This window comes from Mesoplasma corruscae, assembly GCF_002930145.1.
In the GTDB taxonomy this organism is placed as follows: domain Bacteria; phylum Bacillota_I; class Bacilli_A; order Mycoplasmatales; family Mycoplasmataceae; genus Entomoplasma; species Entomoplasma ellychniae.
Genome location: NZ_PHNF01000002.1, coordinates 1 through 18085 on the forward strand (window position 1 = coordinate 1; position 18085 = coordinate 18085).

Annotated in this window: 12 protein-coding genes and 1 tRNA gene; 12 read left to right on the forward strand and 1 reads right to left on the reverse strand. The window is 26.8% G+C overall.

Features of this window, described 5'->3' with window-relative positions; genetic code table 4:
- From MCORR_RS03790 to asnS, 12 genes are all read left to right on the forward strand, one after another.
- Window positions 1-1744, forward strand: a 1744-nt coding sequence (locus tag MCORR_RS03790) for an autotransporter outer membrane beta-barrel domain-containing protein (RefSeq protein ID WP_181021217.1), incomplete at its 5' end; no start/stop codon positions are given.
- Window positions 1745-3038: 1294 nt separating this feature from the next.
- A tRNA-Ile gene (locus tag MCORR_RS02540) sits at window positions 3039-3115 on the forward strand.
- Between the two features lie 95 nt (window positions 3116-3210).
- Window positions 3211-5619, forward strand: a complete 2409-nt coding sequence (gene leuS, locus MCORR_RS02545; protein WP_104208025.1) for a leucine--tRNA ligase — start codon at window positions 3211-3213, stop codon at window positions 5617-5619.
- Between the two features lie 60 nt (window positions 5620-5679).
- Complete coding sequence (locus tag MCORR_RS02550) at window positions 5680-7362, forward strand: hypothetical protein (protein ID WP_104208026.1); 1683 nt, start codon at window positions 5680-5682, stop codon at window positions 7360-7362.
- Between the two features lie 86 nt (window positions 7363-7448).
- Window positions 7449-8387 (forward strand): DHH family phosphoesterase, encoded by a 939-nt coding sequence (locus tag MCORR_RS02555; protein ID WP_104208027.1) that lies wholly within the window; start codon window positions 7449-7451, stop codon window positions 8385-8387.
- Window positions 8388-8391: 4 nt separating this feature from the next.
- Window positions 8392-8745 (forward strand): hypothetical protein, encoded by a 354-nt coding sequence (locus MCORR_RS02560; protein WP_104208028.1) that lies wholly within the window; start codon window positions 8392-8394, stop codon window positions 8743-8745.
- Between the two features lie 68 nt (window positions 8746-8813).
- Window positions 8814-9149, forward strand: coding sequence for a hypothetical protein (locus MCORR_RS02565; RefSeq protein ID WP_104208029.1), 336 nt, complete (start codon window positions 8814-8816; stop codon window positions 9147-9149).
- Between the two features lie 80 nt (window positions 9150-9229).
- Window positions 9230-10174 (forward strand): tRNA (adenosine(37)-N6)-threonylcarbamoyltransferase complex transferase subunit TsaD, encoded by a 945-nt coding sequence (tsaD, locus tag MCORR_RS02570; protein ID WP_104208030.1) that lies wholly within the window; start codon window positions 9230-9232, stop codon window positions 10172-10174.
- A 120-nt stretch (window positions 10175-10294) separates the two neighbouring features.
- Window positions 10295-11074 (forward strand): MurR/RpiR family transcriptional regulator, encoded by a 780-nt coding sequence (locus tag MCORR_RS02575; protein ID WP_104208031.1) that lies wholly within the window; start codon window positions 10295-10297, stop codon window positions 11072-11074.
- 15 nt (window positions 11075-11089) lie between these two features.
- On the forward strand, window positions 11090-12232 hold the full coding sequence (locus MCORR_RS02580) for an alpha/beta hydrolase (protein WP_104208032.1): 1143 nt from the start codon (window positions 11090-11092) through the stop codon (window positions 12230-12232).
- Window positions 12219-13064, forward strand: coding sequence for an HAD family hydrolase (locus MCORR_RS02585; protein ID WP_104208033.1), 846 nt, complete (start codon window positions 12219-12221; stop codon window positions 13062-13064). The genes MCORR_RS02580 and MCORR_RS02585 overlap by 14 nt, the downstream gene beginning before the upstream one ends.
- A 1-nt stretch (window position 13065) precedes the next feature.
- Window positions 13066-14442, forward strand: a complete 1377-nt coding sequence (gene asnS / locus MCORR_RS02590) for an asparagine--tRNA ligase (protein WP_104208034.1) — start codon at window positions 13066-13068, stop codon at window positions 14440-14442.
- A 200-nt stretch (window positions 14443-14642) separates the two neighbouring features.
- Here asnS and MCORR_RS02595 read toward each other — a convergent pair whose 3' ends face one another.
- Window positions 14643-18008: a hypothetical protein gene (locus MCORR_RS02595; protein WP_104208035.1), complete on the reverse strand. Its 3366-nt coding sequence runs from the start codon at window positions 18006-18008 to the stop codon at window positions 14643-14645.
- Between the last annotated feature and the right edge of the window lie 77 nt (window positions 18009-18085).

Sequence of the window (18085 nt, forward strand, 5' to 3'; positions counted from 1 at the left end):
TCCTCAGCTTAATACAAAATTAATAACAACAAATCTTAATGCTTTATTAGATAATCAAGAATCAACTATTAAACAAGCAATTATCAATAATAATTCTGGTTTGACTGCTGCTGATTTCACTTTATCTAATATCACAACTACTTCAGCCACAGCAATTGGGGTTGGTAATTATCAAGGTGAAGTTAATATTACTTTTGCAATTATTCCTCAGCTTAATACAAAATTAATAACAACAAATCTTAATGCTTTATTAGATAATCAAGAATCAACAATTAAACAAGCAATTATCAATAATAATTCTGGATTGACTGCTGGCGATTTTACATTATCTAATATCACAACTACTTCAGCCACAGCAATTGGGGTTGGAAGGTATCAAGGAACAGTTAATGTAACTTTTACAATTATTCCTCAGCTTAATACAAAATTAAAAACAACAAATCTTAATGCTTTATTAGATAATCAAGAATCAACTATTAAACAAGCAATTATCACTAATAATTCTGGTTTGACTGCTGGCGATTTCACTTTATCTAATATCACAACTACTTCAGCCACAGCAATTGGGGTTGGAAAGTATCAAGGTGAAGTTAATATTACTTTTGCAATTATTCCTCAGCTTAATACAAAATTAATAACAACAAATCTTAATGCTTTATTAGATAATCAAGAATCAACAATTAAACAAGCAATTATCAATAATAATTCTGGATTGACTGCTGGCGATTTTACATTATCTAATATCACAACTACTTCAGCCATAGCAATTGGGGTTGGAAAGTATCAAGGAGCAGTTAATGTAACTTTTACAATTATTCCTCAGCTTAATACAAAATTAATAACAACAAATCTTAATGCTTTATTAGATAATCAAGAATCAACTATTAAACAAGCAGTTATCAATAATAATTCTGGATTGACTGCTGTTGATTTCACTTTATCTAATATCACAACTACTTCAGCCACAGCAATTGGGGTTGGAAAGTATCAAGGAGCAGTTAATGTAACTTTTACAATTATTCCTCAGCTTAATACAAAATTAATAACAACAAATCTTAATGCTTTATTAGATAATCAAGAATCAACTATTAAACAAGCAATTATCAATAATAATTCTGGTTTCACTGCTGCTGATTTTACATTATCTAATATCACAACTACTTCAGCCACAGCAATTGGGGTTGGAAGGTATCAAGGAACAGTTAATGTAACTTTTACAATTATTCCTCAGCTTAATACAAAATTAATAACAACAAATCTTAATGCTTTATTAGATAATCAAGAATCAACTATTAAACAAGCAATTATCAATAATAATTCTGGTTTGACTGATGCTGATTTTACATTATCTAATATCACAACTACTTCAGCAACAGCAACTGGGGTTGGAAATTATCAAGGTGAAGTTAATTTAACTTTTGCAATTCCTAAAAAAATTGTTGAAATATTTAAAGATTTTGATCCTAGATATAATAGTTTTTATATAAATCCACAAACTGAGCAAGCAATTAAAAATATTGATTTAGTAAAAAAACAAGTTATAGATGTAATGAAAAAACTATATCCTAATGAAAATTTTGAATATTTAAATTTCGATTTATATTTTATAAGATCATCAAATGATACTGCTGGTAGATTTTACTCTTACAATGTTAAGGTTTCTTCAATAAATACTGATTTTTATGTTGGAGAAACTTTCATAAGTAATTTTAGTAAACAAAGAGAATGAAAAATTAGATATTAACTTTTTTGTAAAAACTAACAATTATTTTTAAAATATTTTAATTATATAAAATTAATTAAATAAATTTAGTGAATATCTCGGTGTATTGGTAAATAACTTCTGTGTAGGAAAAAAAGATTTTAAAATTCTAGATATCCTCACTGTAATTTTATTTTTACATTTAAATCTATAAAGTTTTGTAAATAGGTAAAAAGTGATGTCTCAAGGAAAGTTAAATAAAAAACTAAATTTAAAAGTGGGAGTCTTCTACTTTTTTTGATAATGAATTGGTTTAAATTTTTTCATTTATTGCTAGTTGTTTAAGTTTTATTTTCAAACTTAATGGTTGATCTATTAAAACCTTTCTGCTATAGTGAGTTGAAAGAACAAAATCGACATCAACTTCAAGGGTTTCACAAAGCACAAATAAATTTATTGTTTTGTCTATTTAAGCGTATACTTTTTATTATAATTTTGAATAAACATTGGTTAGCTAAATTCATATTTTTTATATAGGCAATCTTAGTTCTTGAGGAACACGTTTTTGAAAATTTCCTGATAGTCTTCAAAATTTTTCTTTTGGTTGTAACCACTACTTTTGGCTTTACAAGTTCTAAACACTGTATCAGTTTGTAATCCTATAATAGCGTTTAAAGTCTCTTGTTTATCTAAATAAACATAAGTTACCATTCCAGTTGAATTGCAATAAAAGTTGGTACTGCTCACTTTTTCCAATTTAATTATGAATAGAAGCATCTGTTTTATGCATTCTCGAAAAGAATTTCTTTGTTATAAACGGAGAGTTAGATTTGGACTCTAAAATGCTATCATTTAAAAATTATTTAAAATCCTGTTGGTCAACGCTTTTATCTTCCATAATTTTCTTGACCATTTCCTTTCTAGTTGAACGTTGTGAAAAAGGTGAAATAATATACAGTTTTTAAAGAATAAAAATTAATTTTTATAAGAAATCTTAATATTATGATCTTGAATTAATTTTTCTCAAAAATGTATATAATTAAATTCCTACTAAATTTTTATATCTTATTATTTTTCTATGATCTTTCATTATTGTGAGACTAAGTATGATTCTTGCTTTTTGTTATTCATCGCCTGTTCAATAATTTCAAATGTGTTTCTTTCTACATAGTTTAGCTCTGTTATCATTTGATAACGTCAAATATAATTCTAGGGCTTTAAAAATTTTAACTTTTTAATTAATTGAGACATTATTACTTACAATTCGATAAACATTCTAATTAAAGCGAGTTTTTATTGACTTATAGAGCGAAAAAACATATAATTATTTTGCTTTCGGAATATAGCTCAGCTGGTTAGAGCACTCCGCTGATAACGGAGAGGTCGATGGTTCAAGTCCATTTATTCCGACCATTTAGAAAGACGAGCAATAATCTTTTGATTGTTGCTTTTTTTATTTTTGAAAAATAGTAAAATAAATAATAGTTAAAAAACATTAAAGGAGTAATATGGAGTTTTCACACAAAGCAATAGAAAAAAAATGAGCTAAATATTGAGAACAAAACAAAACATTTAAAACCCGTAATACTTCTAATAAAAAATCATATATATTAGACATGTTTCCATATCCATCAGGGGCTGGTATTCATGTTGGGCATATTAAAGGATATACATCCACTGATGTAATATCTAGAATGAAATTAATGCAGGGATATGATGTATTACACCCAATGGGTTGAGATGCATTTGGCTTACCAGCAGAACAATATGCTTTAAAAACGGGCAATGATCCACTTGATTTTACTTTAGCAAATATTGCTAATTTCAAAAAGCAATTAAAGATGATTGGTTTTACTTATGATTATGATAAAGAAATATCTACATCAAATCCGAATTTTTACAAAGTGACTCAATGAATATTTGTTCAGATGTATAAAAAAGGTTTAGCAGAATATAAAAATGTTGAAGTTAATTGATGCCAAGAGTTAGGGACTGTTCTAGCGAATGATGAAATAGTTGAAAAAGATGGAGTAATGTTAAGTGAACGTGGAGATTATCCTGTTGTTAAAAAAAACATGAAACAATGAGTTTTAAAAATTACTGAGTATGCAGAAAGTTTATTACAAGGTTTAGAAGAAGTGGAATGAAATTCTTCAATTAAAGATTTGCAAAGAAATTGAATTGGTAAGTCAACTGGTGTTGAGCTTATATTTAAAAGCGACAATATAAATATTAATGTTTTTACAACTCGTGTTGATACAATTTATGGTGTTAGTTATGTTGTGATGGCCCCAGAACATCAAGATGTGTTGAAGTTGACTACTCAAGACAAGTTAGAAGAAGTTAATGCATATATCAAAATTACTAAAAATAAATCAGAAATAGATCGAAAAGATGAATCAAAACCTAAAACTGGAGTTTTTACAGGTAGTTATGCAATTAATCCAATAACTAATGAAAGTGTGCCAATTTGAATTAGTGATTATGTTTTAAATAATTATGGAACTGGTGCGGTTATGTCAGTGCCTGCTCATGACACTCGTGATTGAGAATTTGCAACTAAATTTAATTTACCAATTAAATTTATTTTAAAAACAGATGATCAATCAAAAGCTTTTGTAGGAGAATCTATTCATATTAATTCAGAATTAATTAACGGTTTAAACAGAATTGAAGCAATTGAAAAAATGACTAAGTATGTGGAAGAACACAAAATTGGTTTTGTCAAAACTAATTACAAACTAAGAGATTGATTATTTTCAAGACAAAGGTTTTATGGAGAACCATTTCCAATCTTGCATGGAGAAGATGGGAGCATTATACTAGTAGAAGATTTGCCAGTTGTACTACCACGTATTAAAGACTTTAAACCAAGTGGTGATGGACAATCACCTTTAGCCAAAGTTGATGAATGAGTAAATGTTAAAATTAATGGTGTTAAATATAAAAGAGAAACTAATACAATGCCAAATTCAGCTGGACCATCATGATACTTCTTAGCTTATATTTTAGCTATTGCTGAAAACGAATTTATTGATATTGATTCACCACAAGCAAAGCAACTATTTGAAAAGTGGTTACCAATTGATGTTTATGTTGGTGGACAAGAACACGCTGTTGGACATTTGCTATATGCAAGATTTTGAATGCATGTATTGTATGATTTAAAAATTGTTAATAGAAAAGAACCATTTAAAAAACTTTATAATCAAGGAATGATTCTTGGACCTGATAATCGTAAGATGAGTAAAAGATGAGGAAATGTAATTAATCCTGATGATGTTGTTCAAACACATGGAGCTGATAGTTTAAGATTATATGAAATGTTTATGGGTCCTTTTGAAGCTTCTTTGCCTTGAAGTGAAGAAGGATTAGATTCAGCTTTAAAATGAGTGCATAGGGCCTTTAGAATGGTTAATAATGCTACTTTAACTAATGACAATGACCAAAGTTTAGATTTTATTTATAATGATGTTGTTAAAAAAGTTACTGATATGATTGAAAGTTTAAAGTTTAATACAGCAATTTCACAACTTATGGTGTTTGTTAATGCAATTTACAAACAAGAAGGTAAACCAATTTATAAACCTTACATTGAAGGTTTTGTACAAATGCTTTCAACATTTACACCATTCATCGGCGAGGAATTATGAGAAAAATTAGGCTTCAAAGAAACTATTTTAAAATCAACATGACCAACAGTTGATGAAAGTAAATTAGTATTATCCAATATAATTGTAGCTATTCAAGTTAATGGTAAATTAAGAGCCACAATCGAAGTTGAAAAAAATACATCCAAAGAAGAATTACTATTATTAGCTAAATCAAATGATAATGTTAAGTCTTTTATAAGTAATAAACAAATAATAAAAGAAATTGTGGTAGTTGATAAAATTGTTAATATTGTAGTTAAATAAACACAAAAATAAACAAATATTATAAAATTATTTATAAATTTAAAGAAAGGAAATTTTAAAATGAGAAAAACAATTAGATTATCTATTTTGTTACTAGTTGTTGCTATTATCTATTTTGGTTATTCAGCTTGAATAGATTCAGTTGCAATTTACAACATTGGTTCTGTGCAAGTTGGGTCAGGGACAAACTGAAATTCACAAATGCAAGAAATTTGATTAAAAGTTTCAAGCGAAGACCAATTAAAGATTATTGAAAATTTAAAAAGCATCAACTCATCTTTTATAATTGGAAGCGAAGGGAAAATTACTGAAGTGCTTTCAATGGGAGCTATGTCAGATATCAAAGTTATTAGAATGGTTATTGAGTATGCTAATAAAACAGAGGGAGTAAATTTCTCACTAAATGGTTTTATGGGAGCAAATTCTTTAATGAAAACTTTATTAGACCCTTTTAAAATGGTATTAGTTGGGGGTGTTTTTGCACTATTTATTCCACTTACAAAACAATTATTATTTGGAACAATCATTGGAATGAAAAGCTACATGAAAAATCGCCAATCAAATGTTTTATATAACTATCAAAAAAGTATTGGTTATGTTTCTGATTTAAAAACTAAACTAGAAGCTGGTAATTATGAAGAAGTTAAAGCTTCATATGCTGCTTTTTCAGGATTAGCATTTAAACCTGAATTTTTAAATAATATGATGGATGAAATTTGTTCAGCACTAATCAAAGAAAGAGATTTAACAATTTTTGCAGAACCAGCGCAAATTGTTCAAAACTCATTGACTGAAATGTACGAAAAAGAAAGAATGAGATCAATTAACGGCCGTGGGGATGAGTTATTCTTTGATCTAAAACGTGGTTATGAGTATTGTGCTAAAGGTTCAAAATACTCAATAGCATATTATAAATCTCAGCAACAAAAAGCAGATAATTCATTAGGTTGAAAAATTTACTCATTAGAAATTTTTAAATTCAATTTTTTCTTAGCGATAACTTTCTTACCATCATTTATTCTTTCAGGATTAGTTGGTGGTTTAGTAACAGGGTTAGCTACAAATGCTTCACCCGATGTTAAAACTTTAGCTGTTGCTGCATCATTTTTAATTCCTTGAGTATTATTAACAATATTAGTCCATGCATTAATTATTTTTAGAAATCCAGCATACGCAAGCATGAAAAAAGTTTTAATTAGACCAGCATTAGTTTATTATGGTATTTATTTACTAACATTTATCACAATATCTGCTGGATGTGTAGCACTTGCAAGAGTTGGAGACATTTCTCAACCAGGTACTGGAGGCTTAATCTGAGAATGATTCTCTGCTTTGGGCTATCTTGTATTATCATCAAGTTTAATTTTTTATGTATTAGCTACTCTTGTAGATAGTTTTAAAACATATAAAGTGTTAACTCCAAAATTATTGATTGATGGAATTATCTTACCATTAATAGCATGAATTATTTCAACTGCAGTTACTTTTATATCTTTATATGGTATTCAAGGTAATTCTTTATGAGTTGTTGAATATGGTGAAACTATTAAATCCATATTAGTTGCAATTAACGGTGTAACTTTAATAGGATTCTGAATATATCTTTCAGTGTCATCATTTTTAATTAATAATTTAATATCACCAAAAGTTGCAAGAGAATTAAGAAAAGTTTTTGAAGCAGAAGCATTGGCTATGAGAAAAGCTGCTAAAGTGCAAAAAAAAGCTGCTAAAGCTGCTAAATAATTTAACATTTTGAAAAAGTGATATTTAGTCACTTTTTTATTTTTATCATTTTATATAAGTATAATAATTATTAGAAATGAGGATTTATGGAATTGATAAGCAAAATTGTAAAAGCAATAGAAGAACATAAAAAAATAATACTTTTACGCCATATTCAACCAGATGGAGATGCTTATGGTTCTCAGTTAGGGTTAAAAGAATTAATAAAAACTAATTATCCTACAAAAGAAGTTTATGCTTTTGGTGAAGAAGTTAATTATTTAAAATTTATTGGGAATTTTGATCAAATGGAAAATGAAGAAGTATTTAATGGTGCCTTAGTTATTGTAACTGATTGTGGTAATGTTGAGAGAATTGACAATCAAAATTATAATAAAGGAAAAACCTTAATTAAAATTGATCATCACCCTGATGCAACCCCATATGGTGATATTTCATGAGTGGATACTACATTTACAAGTGCTAGTGAAATGATTGGTTTATTAGCTATTCAAGCAAAATGAATAATAACACCACAAGCTGGTAAAGTAATTTATCATGGGATATGTACTGATAGTGGAAGGTTTGCTTTTGGAGGGATTACATCAAGAACTTTTCAAGTTTGTTCAGATTTATTAAATAGTGGTTTTGATATTCATGAGTTATATAAGTCAATGTATAAAAAAAATTTTCAACACCTAAAACTTCAAGCAGAAGTTATGCAAACAGCTAATGTTACACTACATGGTGTTGGGTACAGTTTTTTAACCAAAGAATTAATGGAAAAATATGAAGTAAATTATGATGATAACGGAAAATTTTCAAATCTTTTAAAAGATATTGAAAATGTTCACATTTGATTAAGTTTTTCAGCAAGAATTGATGGTAAATGAAGAGTTGAATTTAGATCAACAGGAGTACCAATAAATGAATTAGCTATTAAATGAGGTGGTGGTGGCCACTTGCAAGCAAGCGGTGCTATTGTTGAAACAATAGAAGATTGTTTAGCTATTGTTGAAGAAGCTAATCAGTTATTGGCTGTTTAAAATCATGAGTTTAGTTAATACAAAAGAATATAAATACCTTGAAAAACTTTTATTTGAGAATGAAACCATTAAAGCTTCAATTGTTGGTGAAATTGAATCAATAGCTTATTTGGTTGCTTTTACTCAGTCGAGATTATTTCTTGTTAAAAAGCAAATAGACATTTTTGTGGAAGTACAACAGTTTGGTTTAGAAGAGATATTTGATATTAAAATTAATTTTGTTGGAGACATATTTGATGTAGTTTTATATGTTAAAGATAAACCAATAATTAAAATTGATTATTTAGAAGCAAACATTAGTAAAGATTTTTCAAAAAAGTTGTTTGAAGCTATCAATTTATGAATCAATAATATTTAAAAATTAAATTTTAAATAAAAATGTGTTATTATTAGTATTATTTAAGAAGGCAAAGAAGGAAATTTTTTATGTTAACTTTACAACAACAAAGAAAAAGAATGTACAAAGCCGGATACATATTTTCTTTAATTTCATTGGTTGCTATATCAGCTTTAATATTTATATTTCTTATAATGTTAATAATTTCAATTATAATTTTAAAGGCGTTAATTATATTTCCAATAATATTTTTACTTGTATTTATGGCTTTATATATAATGCTATTTATAAATATTAAAAGAGCATATGAAGAATGTGGTACTGATAAAGAAAAAGATCATTTTGTACTTGGTGTTGTTTGTATATTTTTCGCTCCAACTTCAGCTATATTCATATTAATTGCAACATCAATGTTTCATGAATAATTCATTAAGAAAGAAAAAACAAATTTAGTTGTTTAAAACAACTTTTTTTTATACAATCTTTAAGAATAAAAGAGGTATTTATGAAAATATTAGCAATCGAATCATCATGTGATGAGTTTTCTATTTCAATCATTGATAATAAAAAAATATTAACTAATATAATTTCGTCTCAAATAAAGCAACATGAAGCTTTTGGTGGAGTTGTTCCAGAATTAGCTGCAAGATTGCATTTAGAAAGTATTGATTATACTTTACTGGCTGCTTTAAAAGAATCAAAATTAGATATTAATGAAATTGATTATATTGCTTATACTGAAAGACCAGGATTAATTGGGTCTTTAATTATTGGTAAGTTAGTTGGTGAAAGTATTGCTGAATACATAAACAAACCTTTAATTGCCTTAGACCATATAGAAGGCCATATATTTGGTGCTAACATTAATAATAAATTTGAGTATCCAGTTTTAGCAATGGTTGTAAGTGGGGGCCACACACAAATAGAAATGGTCTATTCGCCTAATGATTTTGAAGTGATTGGGGCAACTGTTGATGATGCTATTGGGGAGTGTTATGATAAAGTTGCTAGAGTTCTTGGTTTTAAATACCCAGGAGGGGCATTAATTGATAAACAAGCATTTGTTGGAAATAAAAATGCTTTTAATTTTACTCAACCAAAAAATGATGGTAGTTATGATTTTTCTTATTCAGGTTTAAAAACTAATGTTATAAATACGATTCATAATTTAAAACAAAACCATAAAGAAATTCCAATAAATGATATTTGTGCTAGTTTTCAATTCGCAGCAACAAACATTATTGAAAAAAAACTGCAAAAAGCAATTGAAGAATTTAAACCAAAAACTTTGACAATTGCTGGGGGTGTTAGTGCTAATTGTGAACTTAGAGAAGTTATAAAATTATTAGGTAAAAAAAATAACATAAAAAATACTATTATTCCTGAATTTCAATATTGCACTGATAATGCTGCTATGATTGCAAAATTAGCATATGAAAAATTGAAATAAAAAGATAAAAAAGTTTATTGTGATAAATTAAAATTTTTGGCAATTTAATTCAAAAGAAGAAGTCATTAGTGGAATTTTTTTCCTAAATATTGTAAAATTTATAAAAACAAAGGAGAAGATATGCGATCATTTCTAGCAAAACTATCAACAGTTGGTGATGGAAACTTAACTTCAAGAGAAGAGGTTTTAGTAGATTTTATAAAAACTAATTCTAAAGATATTGTTGAATTTAATATTAAAATTGATGAATTAGCTAAAAGAGCAAAAACGGGTTTTAGTGCAATTTATGGTTTATTGAAAAAAATTGATATTGATGGATATAGAGATTTTATGATTTGTTTAGCAAATGATGTTGAGCATTCTGAATTAAACTTTGCTCAAAATGACCAGTGTGTATCAAATGCTTATATAAATATTATTAAACAAAATCACACTGTTATCAAGAAAAATAATTTAGTTGCAACAATTGAATTGATTAACAAAGCGCCAAGAGTTTTTGTTTGCTATTGAGAAGGTGTTCTTAAAGGGCCAGCAATGGACTTATCTAATTTCTTTTTTGAACAAGGATTAAATGTTTATTTGCTTGACTCAGATTGAGATTCAATCAATGAGCGCGTTAATTCTTCAACAAAAGACGATTTATTTATCTTTATAACTAAATATGGAACATCAACGCATCTATCTAAAGTAATTGAAACAATTGGAGGCAAAAAAGGCAATTCAATTTTTATTTCTGGAAAAGTCCCTTCAAAATCAATTAAAGAAAATGCATTAGTGAAACATACTTTAATTGTTGATAGTGTTGAATTTCAAAACAAAAAAATTTATATTTCAAAGACTTTGCCTTTTCATTATTTTAATGATCTTTTGATATATCATTATCTAAATACTAAAAAATAATAACGAAAGGTTTTCATGGGAAAAATTTATAAGAAAATAAATTTAAAAATGGGTAATATAGTTTTTAAAACTGTTAATAAAAATTTGATATCATTTTATAATGGTATAGAAAATTTAACGCGTTTAAAACATAGAAACTCAATATATTTTCCTGAAATAAAAAAAATGAATTCAATTATGGACTCATTTCATAAAACTCCAAAATTAAAAATTACAGTTTCAGATAATTTAATACCTTTTAAATTTGAAACTGAAGATGGTGTAACATTGTCTGGAATTAAGTATATAACAGATCATAATTCAAAAAAATGAATAGTTAGTTTACATTGATTTGCTGGTCATAAATATTGAGGGTTATATAATGCTAGAGTTTTTATGGAATTAGGTTACAATATTGTTTCATTTGATTTTAGAAATCATGGTGAATCTGAAGAAGTAAAACATGTTACTATGGGCTTGAATGAATCAAAAGATTTTTTAGCTATAATGAAATGATTACAAGAAAATCATCATCCAGAAACAATTGGCTTGCTTGGTGTAAGTATGGGATCATTTGTAATAAATTATGGAATTAATACATATAATGAAGAGTTCAAAAAATATAATGTTAAGTTTGCTATTTGTGATTCTGGATATGGTTCAATTTCTACTTTGTTATTACAAATAAGAAATTTTTGGCTAAAAGAATTTATAAGAAAAAAAAGAATTCAAAACTTTATTCAAGGTGTTATTAAAGCTCAATCTGAAGACACTGGTGTTGATTGAAATAATATAGATGTATTCAAGTTTTATGATAATAAAAAAATTGAAAACATGTTTCCAATGTTTATTATGCACTCAAGAGATGACATTGTAACTCCTTTTGACGATAGTTTAAAATTGTTTATTAAAAGATCTATTCACTCAAGAGATGACGAAATATTAATTTATGATTCTTCAAGACATGCATTAAGTTTAAGATATCACTTTAAGCAAACTGTATATAGATGATTAAAATTTGAAAATAAAATAATGAAAGATGATGAGGCGACCAGAAAAGCTCTTGAATATTTTGATTTGGATAAAATTAAAGATAATGATGATTTTGATGAAAAAGTAGAGCTTAATACTTTTTATCTTAATTCATCAGATAATAAGGATGTAAATGAAATTAAATAATATAAAACTTATAGCTACTGATTTGGATGGAACTATTTTAAATCACGGAAAAATTTCAAATAAATTAGATGTAGAAATGTTAAAACTAGCAGCAGAGCAAGGCATTCATGTTGTTGTATCAACTGGTCAGGGGTGATCATCAGCTAAACCAAGAGCTGAAATGTTTAATGTTGATAAATATTCTAATTTATCAGTTTTTTCTAATGGTGCAGTTATTTCTGAAGTAAAAGAATACAATCCGATTTATTGTCAAAGCATTGATAGTAAGTTAGTTGAAGAGTTTATGAAAATGATGAGTATTCTTGATGTAGCTTGTTTAGCTTATACTAAAATCCCTGCACATGCTTATTGAAATGGGATTGATATTAAAGTCGAATCAATGGTTAAAAGAAATTGAGTTGATAAGTATAATACAGAAAAAGTGGATGTATTAACATTTAAAAACTATATTGATGTTGTTCAATTAATGATATTTGTAGAAGAAGAACAGGAAAGATTATTGTTAGAGTGGATTAATAAAAATAATTTAACAAATAAATTAAATCATATGCGCTCTAATGTAGAGTCAACACCAATCTATGAATTTATTCATATAGAGTCAAATAAAGGTTATGGTGTTTTAAAACTAGCTGAAATATTAAACATTGATAAAGAAGACATTTTAATATTTGGTGATAATCTTAATGATATATCAATGTTTGAAATGATACCAAATTCAGTAGCTATGGGAAATGCAGTCGAACTTATTAAACAAAAAGCAAAATACATAACTGACACTAACATGAATGGTGGTGTTGGTCAATTTATTAAAACACACATTATAAAGGAATAATATGGAACTAAAATATATATATGATAATTATAAAAAACTAACTGATCAAAAAATTTCAATTATAGCAAGAATAAGATCAAACAGACAAGGTAAAACTGTGAGTTTTATGGTTTTGAATGACGGGACTTATATGGATGATTTACAAGTTGTTTATAAACCAGAAATATTAGGGTATGAAGATGCTAAACAAGCTAGAATATCATCAATTGTAGAAATAACTGGAATATTAACTCTAACACCATCAAGACCACAACCATTTGAAATTCAAGCAAGTGAAATTCAATTACTTGACCAAGCAATTGAAGAATATCCTTTGCAAAAAAAAGAACACTCTTCTGAATTTTTAAGAGAAATTAGTCATTTAAGAGCAAGAACTAGAACTTTTCAAGCTATTTTCAAAGTTAGATCAACTGCTGCCTATGCAATTCACAAATTTTTTCAAGAAGAAAAAAACTTCACATATGTAACAACACCAATCATAACTTCTAATGATGCTGAAGGTGCTGGAGAAGAGTTTATTGTAACTACAACTGAAAGTAAATTAAACAAAGATTATGTTGATGACTTTTTTGCTAAAAAAGCCAATTTAACAGTGTCGGGTCAATTAAATGGTGAAGCGTTTGCTCAAGCATTTAAAAATATATATACTTTTGGACCAACATTTAGAGCTGAAAATTCAAATACTTCAAAACATGCTGCTGAATTTTGAATGATAGAACCTGAAGTAGCATTTGCTGACATTAATGACAATATTAATTTAATGAAAGATATGCTAGTTTATGTAGTTAAATATCTTTTAGAACATAATGTTAAAGAATTAACATTTTTAGAATCTCAATTAGAATCTGGATTAATTGAAAAAATAACTAAAATGGTTAATGCTGATTTCAAAGTAAATACTTATGAAGAAGTTTTAAAACTTTTACAACAAGCAATTGATAATGGGCACAAATTTGAAGAAAATAACATTTTTTTTGGTTTAGACCTAGGTACAGAACATGAAAGATATATTTGTGAAATTGTTAATAAATGTCCAACATTTGTCACTAATTACCCAAAAGAAATTAAATCATTTTACATGAAAGTTAATAACGACAATAAAACAGTAGCTGCTGTTGACTTATTGGTCCCAGGCATTGGAGAATTAATTGGAGGTAGTGAAAGAGAATCAAATTATGAAACTCTAATTTTAAGATGCAAAGAAAGTGGAATTAACCCTGAAGACCTTTATTGATATAATAATTTAAGACAATATGGTTTTTATAAATCAGCTGGATTTGGATTAGGTTTCGAAAGACTTATAATGTATGTTACTGGAGCTGCTAACATCAGAGATGTTATCCCTTTTCCTAGAACTCCAAAAACACTATTGTACTAATAGATTGATTTTTTGCACACCTAGAATCAAATCGATAAACAATCAGAGTAGTTAATTTTAATACAGGAATTGAAAAATACAACAACCAACACCAAATCAAATGATAAAATAAATTTTTTAAAAGAATCTAAAATGTAAAAATAAAAAGTGAATTTTAATCACTTTTATAAAATGTATATTTTTTAAGGCCACTAAAAAATTTAGCCATATGGATTATAAGGAGGATTTGGATCAAATATTTTTTCACCAGTGATATATTTGGAATTTTTTACAGCAGTAATTTTTATACTTCTATCTCCCAATTTACTAAATGTGAAATCCGTTCCTTCTTTGATAGAACCTCTGTTATCGGTCCCTAACAATTTTGAAAATTCGTTTATTATGTCATTTGAGCCGAAATTTGAAACATTCAGTTTAGAAAAAATGTTTGCATCAAAGTCGTTTATATTTAATGGTGATCAAGGTTCAAATCTTAAAGTTAGACTTCCTTTGATTTTTGTAGATTCTGTTTTAGCAGTAATTCTGACACTTCCATCAATACCATAATAAGGCATCGATGCAGACGCAACAGTATCCCCAACGCCACCCGGTGAATTTAATGGGAAAAGTCTTTGTATTAAACCATAACTTGTGTAAGGGTCATTGAAATCTTTATGATCATAATCTTTCATTATTTGTTTTATTTTATCAGTATCTACTGTTGGATTTGATATGTCTAATTTAATATAATTTGTTGAGTTTATTGTAACTTGTCCTGTGAAGTAATTCGAATCAGATGTGGCAATAATTGTTATATTATAATAATTAGAATCTGAAATTTGCTTAGTGTTTTGTTTTATTGTAAAATCAATTCCTAATTTTGCTTCGTTAATATTATATTTTTCACGAATTAGTTTTACAATTTTACCTTCATCAGATAAATCATCATAGGTGAAGTCTTGATCTTCGATTTTTAATGACCCAAGGTTTATTTTGGGATTTGCTGGAATTGTTAAAATTACTTCTCCTTTTAAATATAGAGAACCTTTTTTAGTTGTTATCTTAATATAACCATCTTTTCCAATAGTTCCTAGTTGAGATGTGATAGTGTAATCTCTTATATATTCAGTTTGGAAGCTAGCAAATTCATTTATTTTTTGAATTAACCTTGAATAACCATCTTCAATATATGTATTAGAAATATTATTCATACTAAATTTAGCTAAATCAAATTTTTCTGTTTTTGGGATATCAATTCTATAAGAATTTATCAAATATTTATTATCATCTTTAGCTGATAAATTAATATAACCCATATCTATTCAAGAAGGTTTGGAAATAGAAATATCAAAGTTATCAATTGTTATTAAATTATTATTGGTGATTTGGTGTAATAAGTTCAAAAAGTAATTTTTTAATGTATTTGTATTAGAATTATTAATATCTCATTGTTGATCATATTTAATGTCTAACAGTGTCATATCAAATGGTTTTAGTTTAGGAATAATAAAATTAACATTCCCAGTACATAATTCTGAATAGTTTTTAGATTTTATTATAACACTACCATCTTTTGAATAATCAGATTTATTAATAGATATTGCTATATCATTATTCTCATTTATGGAATTATCATTAAAAAACATATGAATACTTTTTAAAACATCAAAATTATTTAAATTATTATTTAGATCTAATTTAAAATTAGAATTTGTTTTTAAATCCGCTAAATTATATAAATTTGTTTGAGGGATAATAAAATTAACACCCCCAGTCACTCATTTTGAATTACGCGCTGTAATTTCAATCGATCCATCTTTGATGTTGTTTACTTTAGTAATACCGATAATTAAATCATCAGTTTCATTTAACGATTCAAAAGAAGTCGCGCTAATTACGGCTTGTAATACTTGTTCTTTTGTTGTTTGATTAGAAAGTTGTAATTTAAAATTAGGATTTGTTTTTAAATCTGCTAAATTATATAAATTGATTTTGGGAATCTCAAATTGCACACTACCAGTTACTCATTTTGAGTTACGCGCTGTAATATCAATTGATCCATTATCTTTAGAATTAGCTTTATTAATAGTAATTATTAAATCATTTGCCTCAGTTAAATTGTTAAATTCAGTCGCGCTAATTACAGCTTGTAATATTTCTTCTTTTGTTATTTGATTAGAAGGTTGTAATTTAAAATTAGAATTGTTTTTCAAATCAGCTAGATTATATAAATTGATTTTGGGAATCTCAAATTGCACACTACCAGTTACTCATTTTGAATCACGTGCTGTAATATCGATAGCTCCATTGTCTTGAGAGTTAGCTTTATTAATAGTAATAATTAAATCATCAGTTTCATTTAATGATTCAAAAGAAGTCGCGCTAATTACAGCTTGTAATATTTCTTCTTTTGTTATTTTATTAGAAAGTTGTAATTTAAAATTAGGGTTTGTTTTTAAATCTGCTAGATTATATAAATTGATTTTGGGAATCTCAAATTGCACACTACCAGTTACTCATTTTGAATCACGTGCTGTAATATCGATAGCTCCATTGTCTTGAGAGTTAGCTTTATTAATAGTAATTATTAAATCATTTGCCTCAGTTAAATTATTAAATTCAGTCGCAATAATTACAGCTTGTAATATTTCTTCTTTTGTTGTTTGATTAGAAAGTTGTAATTTAAAATTAGGATTTGTTTTTAAATCCGCTAAATTATATAAATTGATTTTGGGAATCTCAAATTGCACACTACCAGTTACTCATTTTGAATTACGTGCTGTAATATCAATTGATCCATTGTCTTGAGAGTTAGCTTTATTAATAGTAATTATTAAATCATTTGCCTCAGTTAAATTGTTAAATTCAGTCGCAATAATTACAGCTTGTAATATTTCTTCTTTTGTTATTTTATTTGAAAGTTGTAAATTAAAATTAGGGTTTGTTTTTAAATCTGCTAGATTATATAAATTGATTTTGGGAATCTCAAATTGCACACTACCAGTTACTCATTTTGAATTACGCGCTGTAATATCAATTGATCCATTATCTTGAGAATTAGCTTTATTAATAGTAATTATTAAATCATTTGCCTCAGTTAAATTGTTAAATTCAGTCGCAATAATTACAGCTTGTAATATTTCTTCTTTTGTTATTTTATTAGAAAGTTGTAATTTAAAATTAGGGTTTGTTTTTAAATCTGCTAGATTATATAAATTGATTTTGGGAATCTCAAATTGCACACTACCAGTTACTCATTTTGAGTTACGCGCTGTAATATCGATAGCTCCATTGTCTTGAGAAGTAGCTTTATTAATAGTAATTATTAAATCATTTGCTTCAGTTAAGTTATCAAATTCAGTCGCAATAATTACAGCTTGTAATATTTCTTCTTTTGTTATTTCATTTGAAAGTTGTAATTTAAAATTAGGGTTTGTTTTTAAATCTGCTAAATTATATATTTCTACTTCATGAATTAAATTATTTTTCTTCTTTTGACAAGATTTAGCTTCATAAATAATAATCGCAATAACTATTAAAGATGCCCCAGAAAATAATAATGATAAAATCAACTTACGTTTTTTCATATTACCCCTTATAATCTCAATATTTAACTTATGACAATGCACTAATTTAACTTCATTCTATTCTTTTTTTTTTTTTT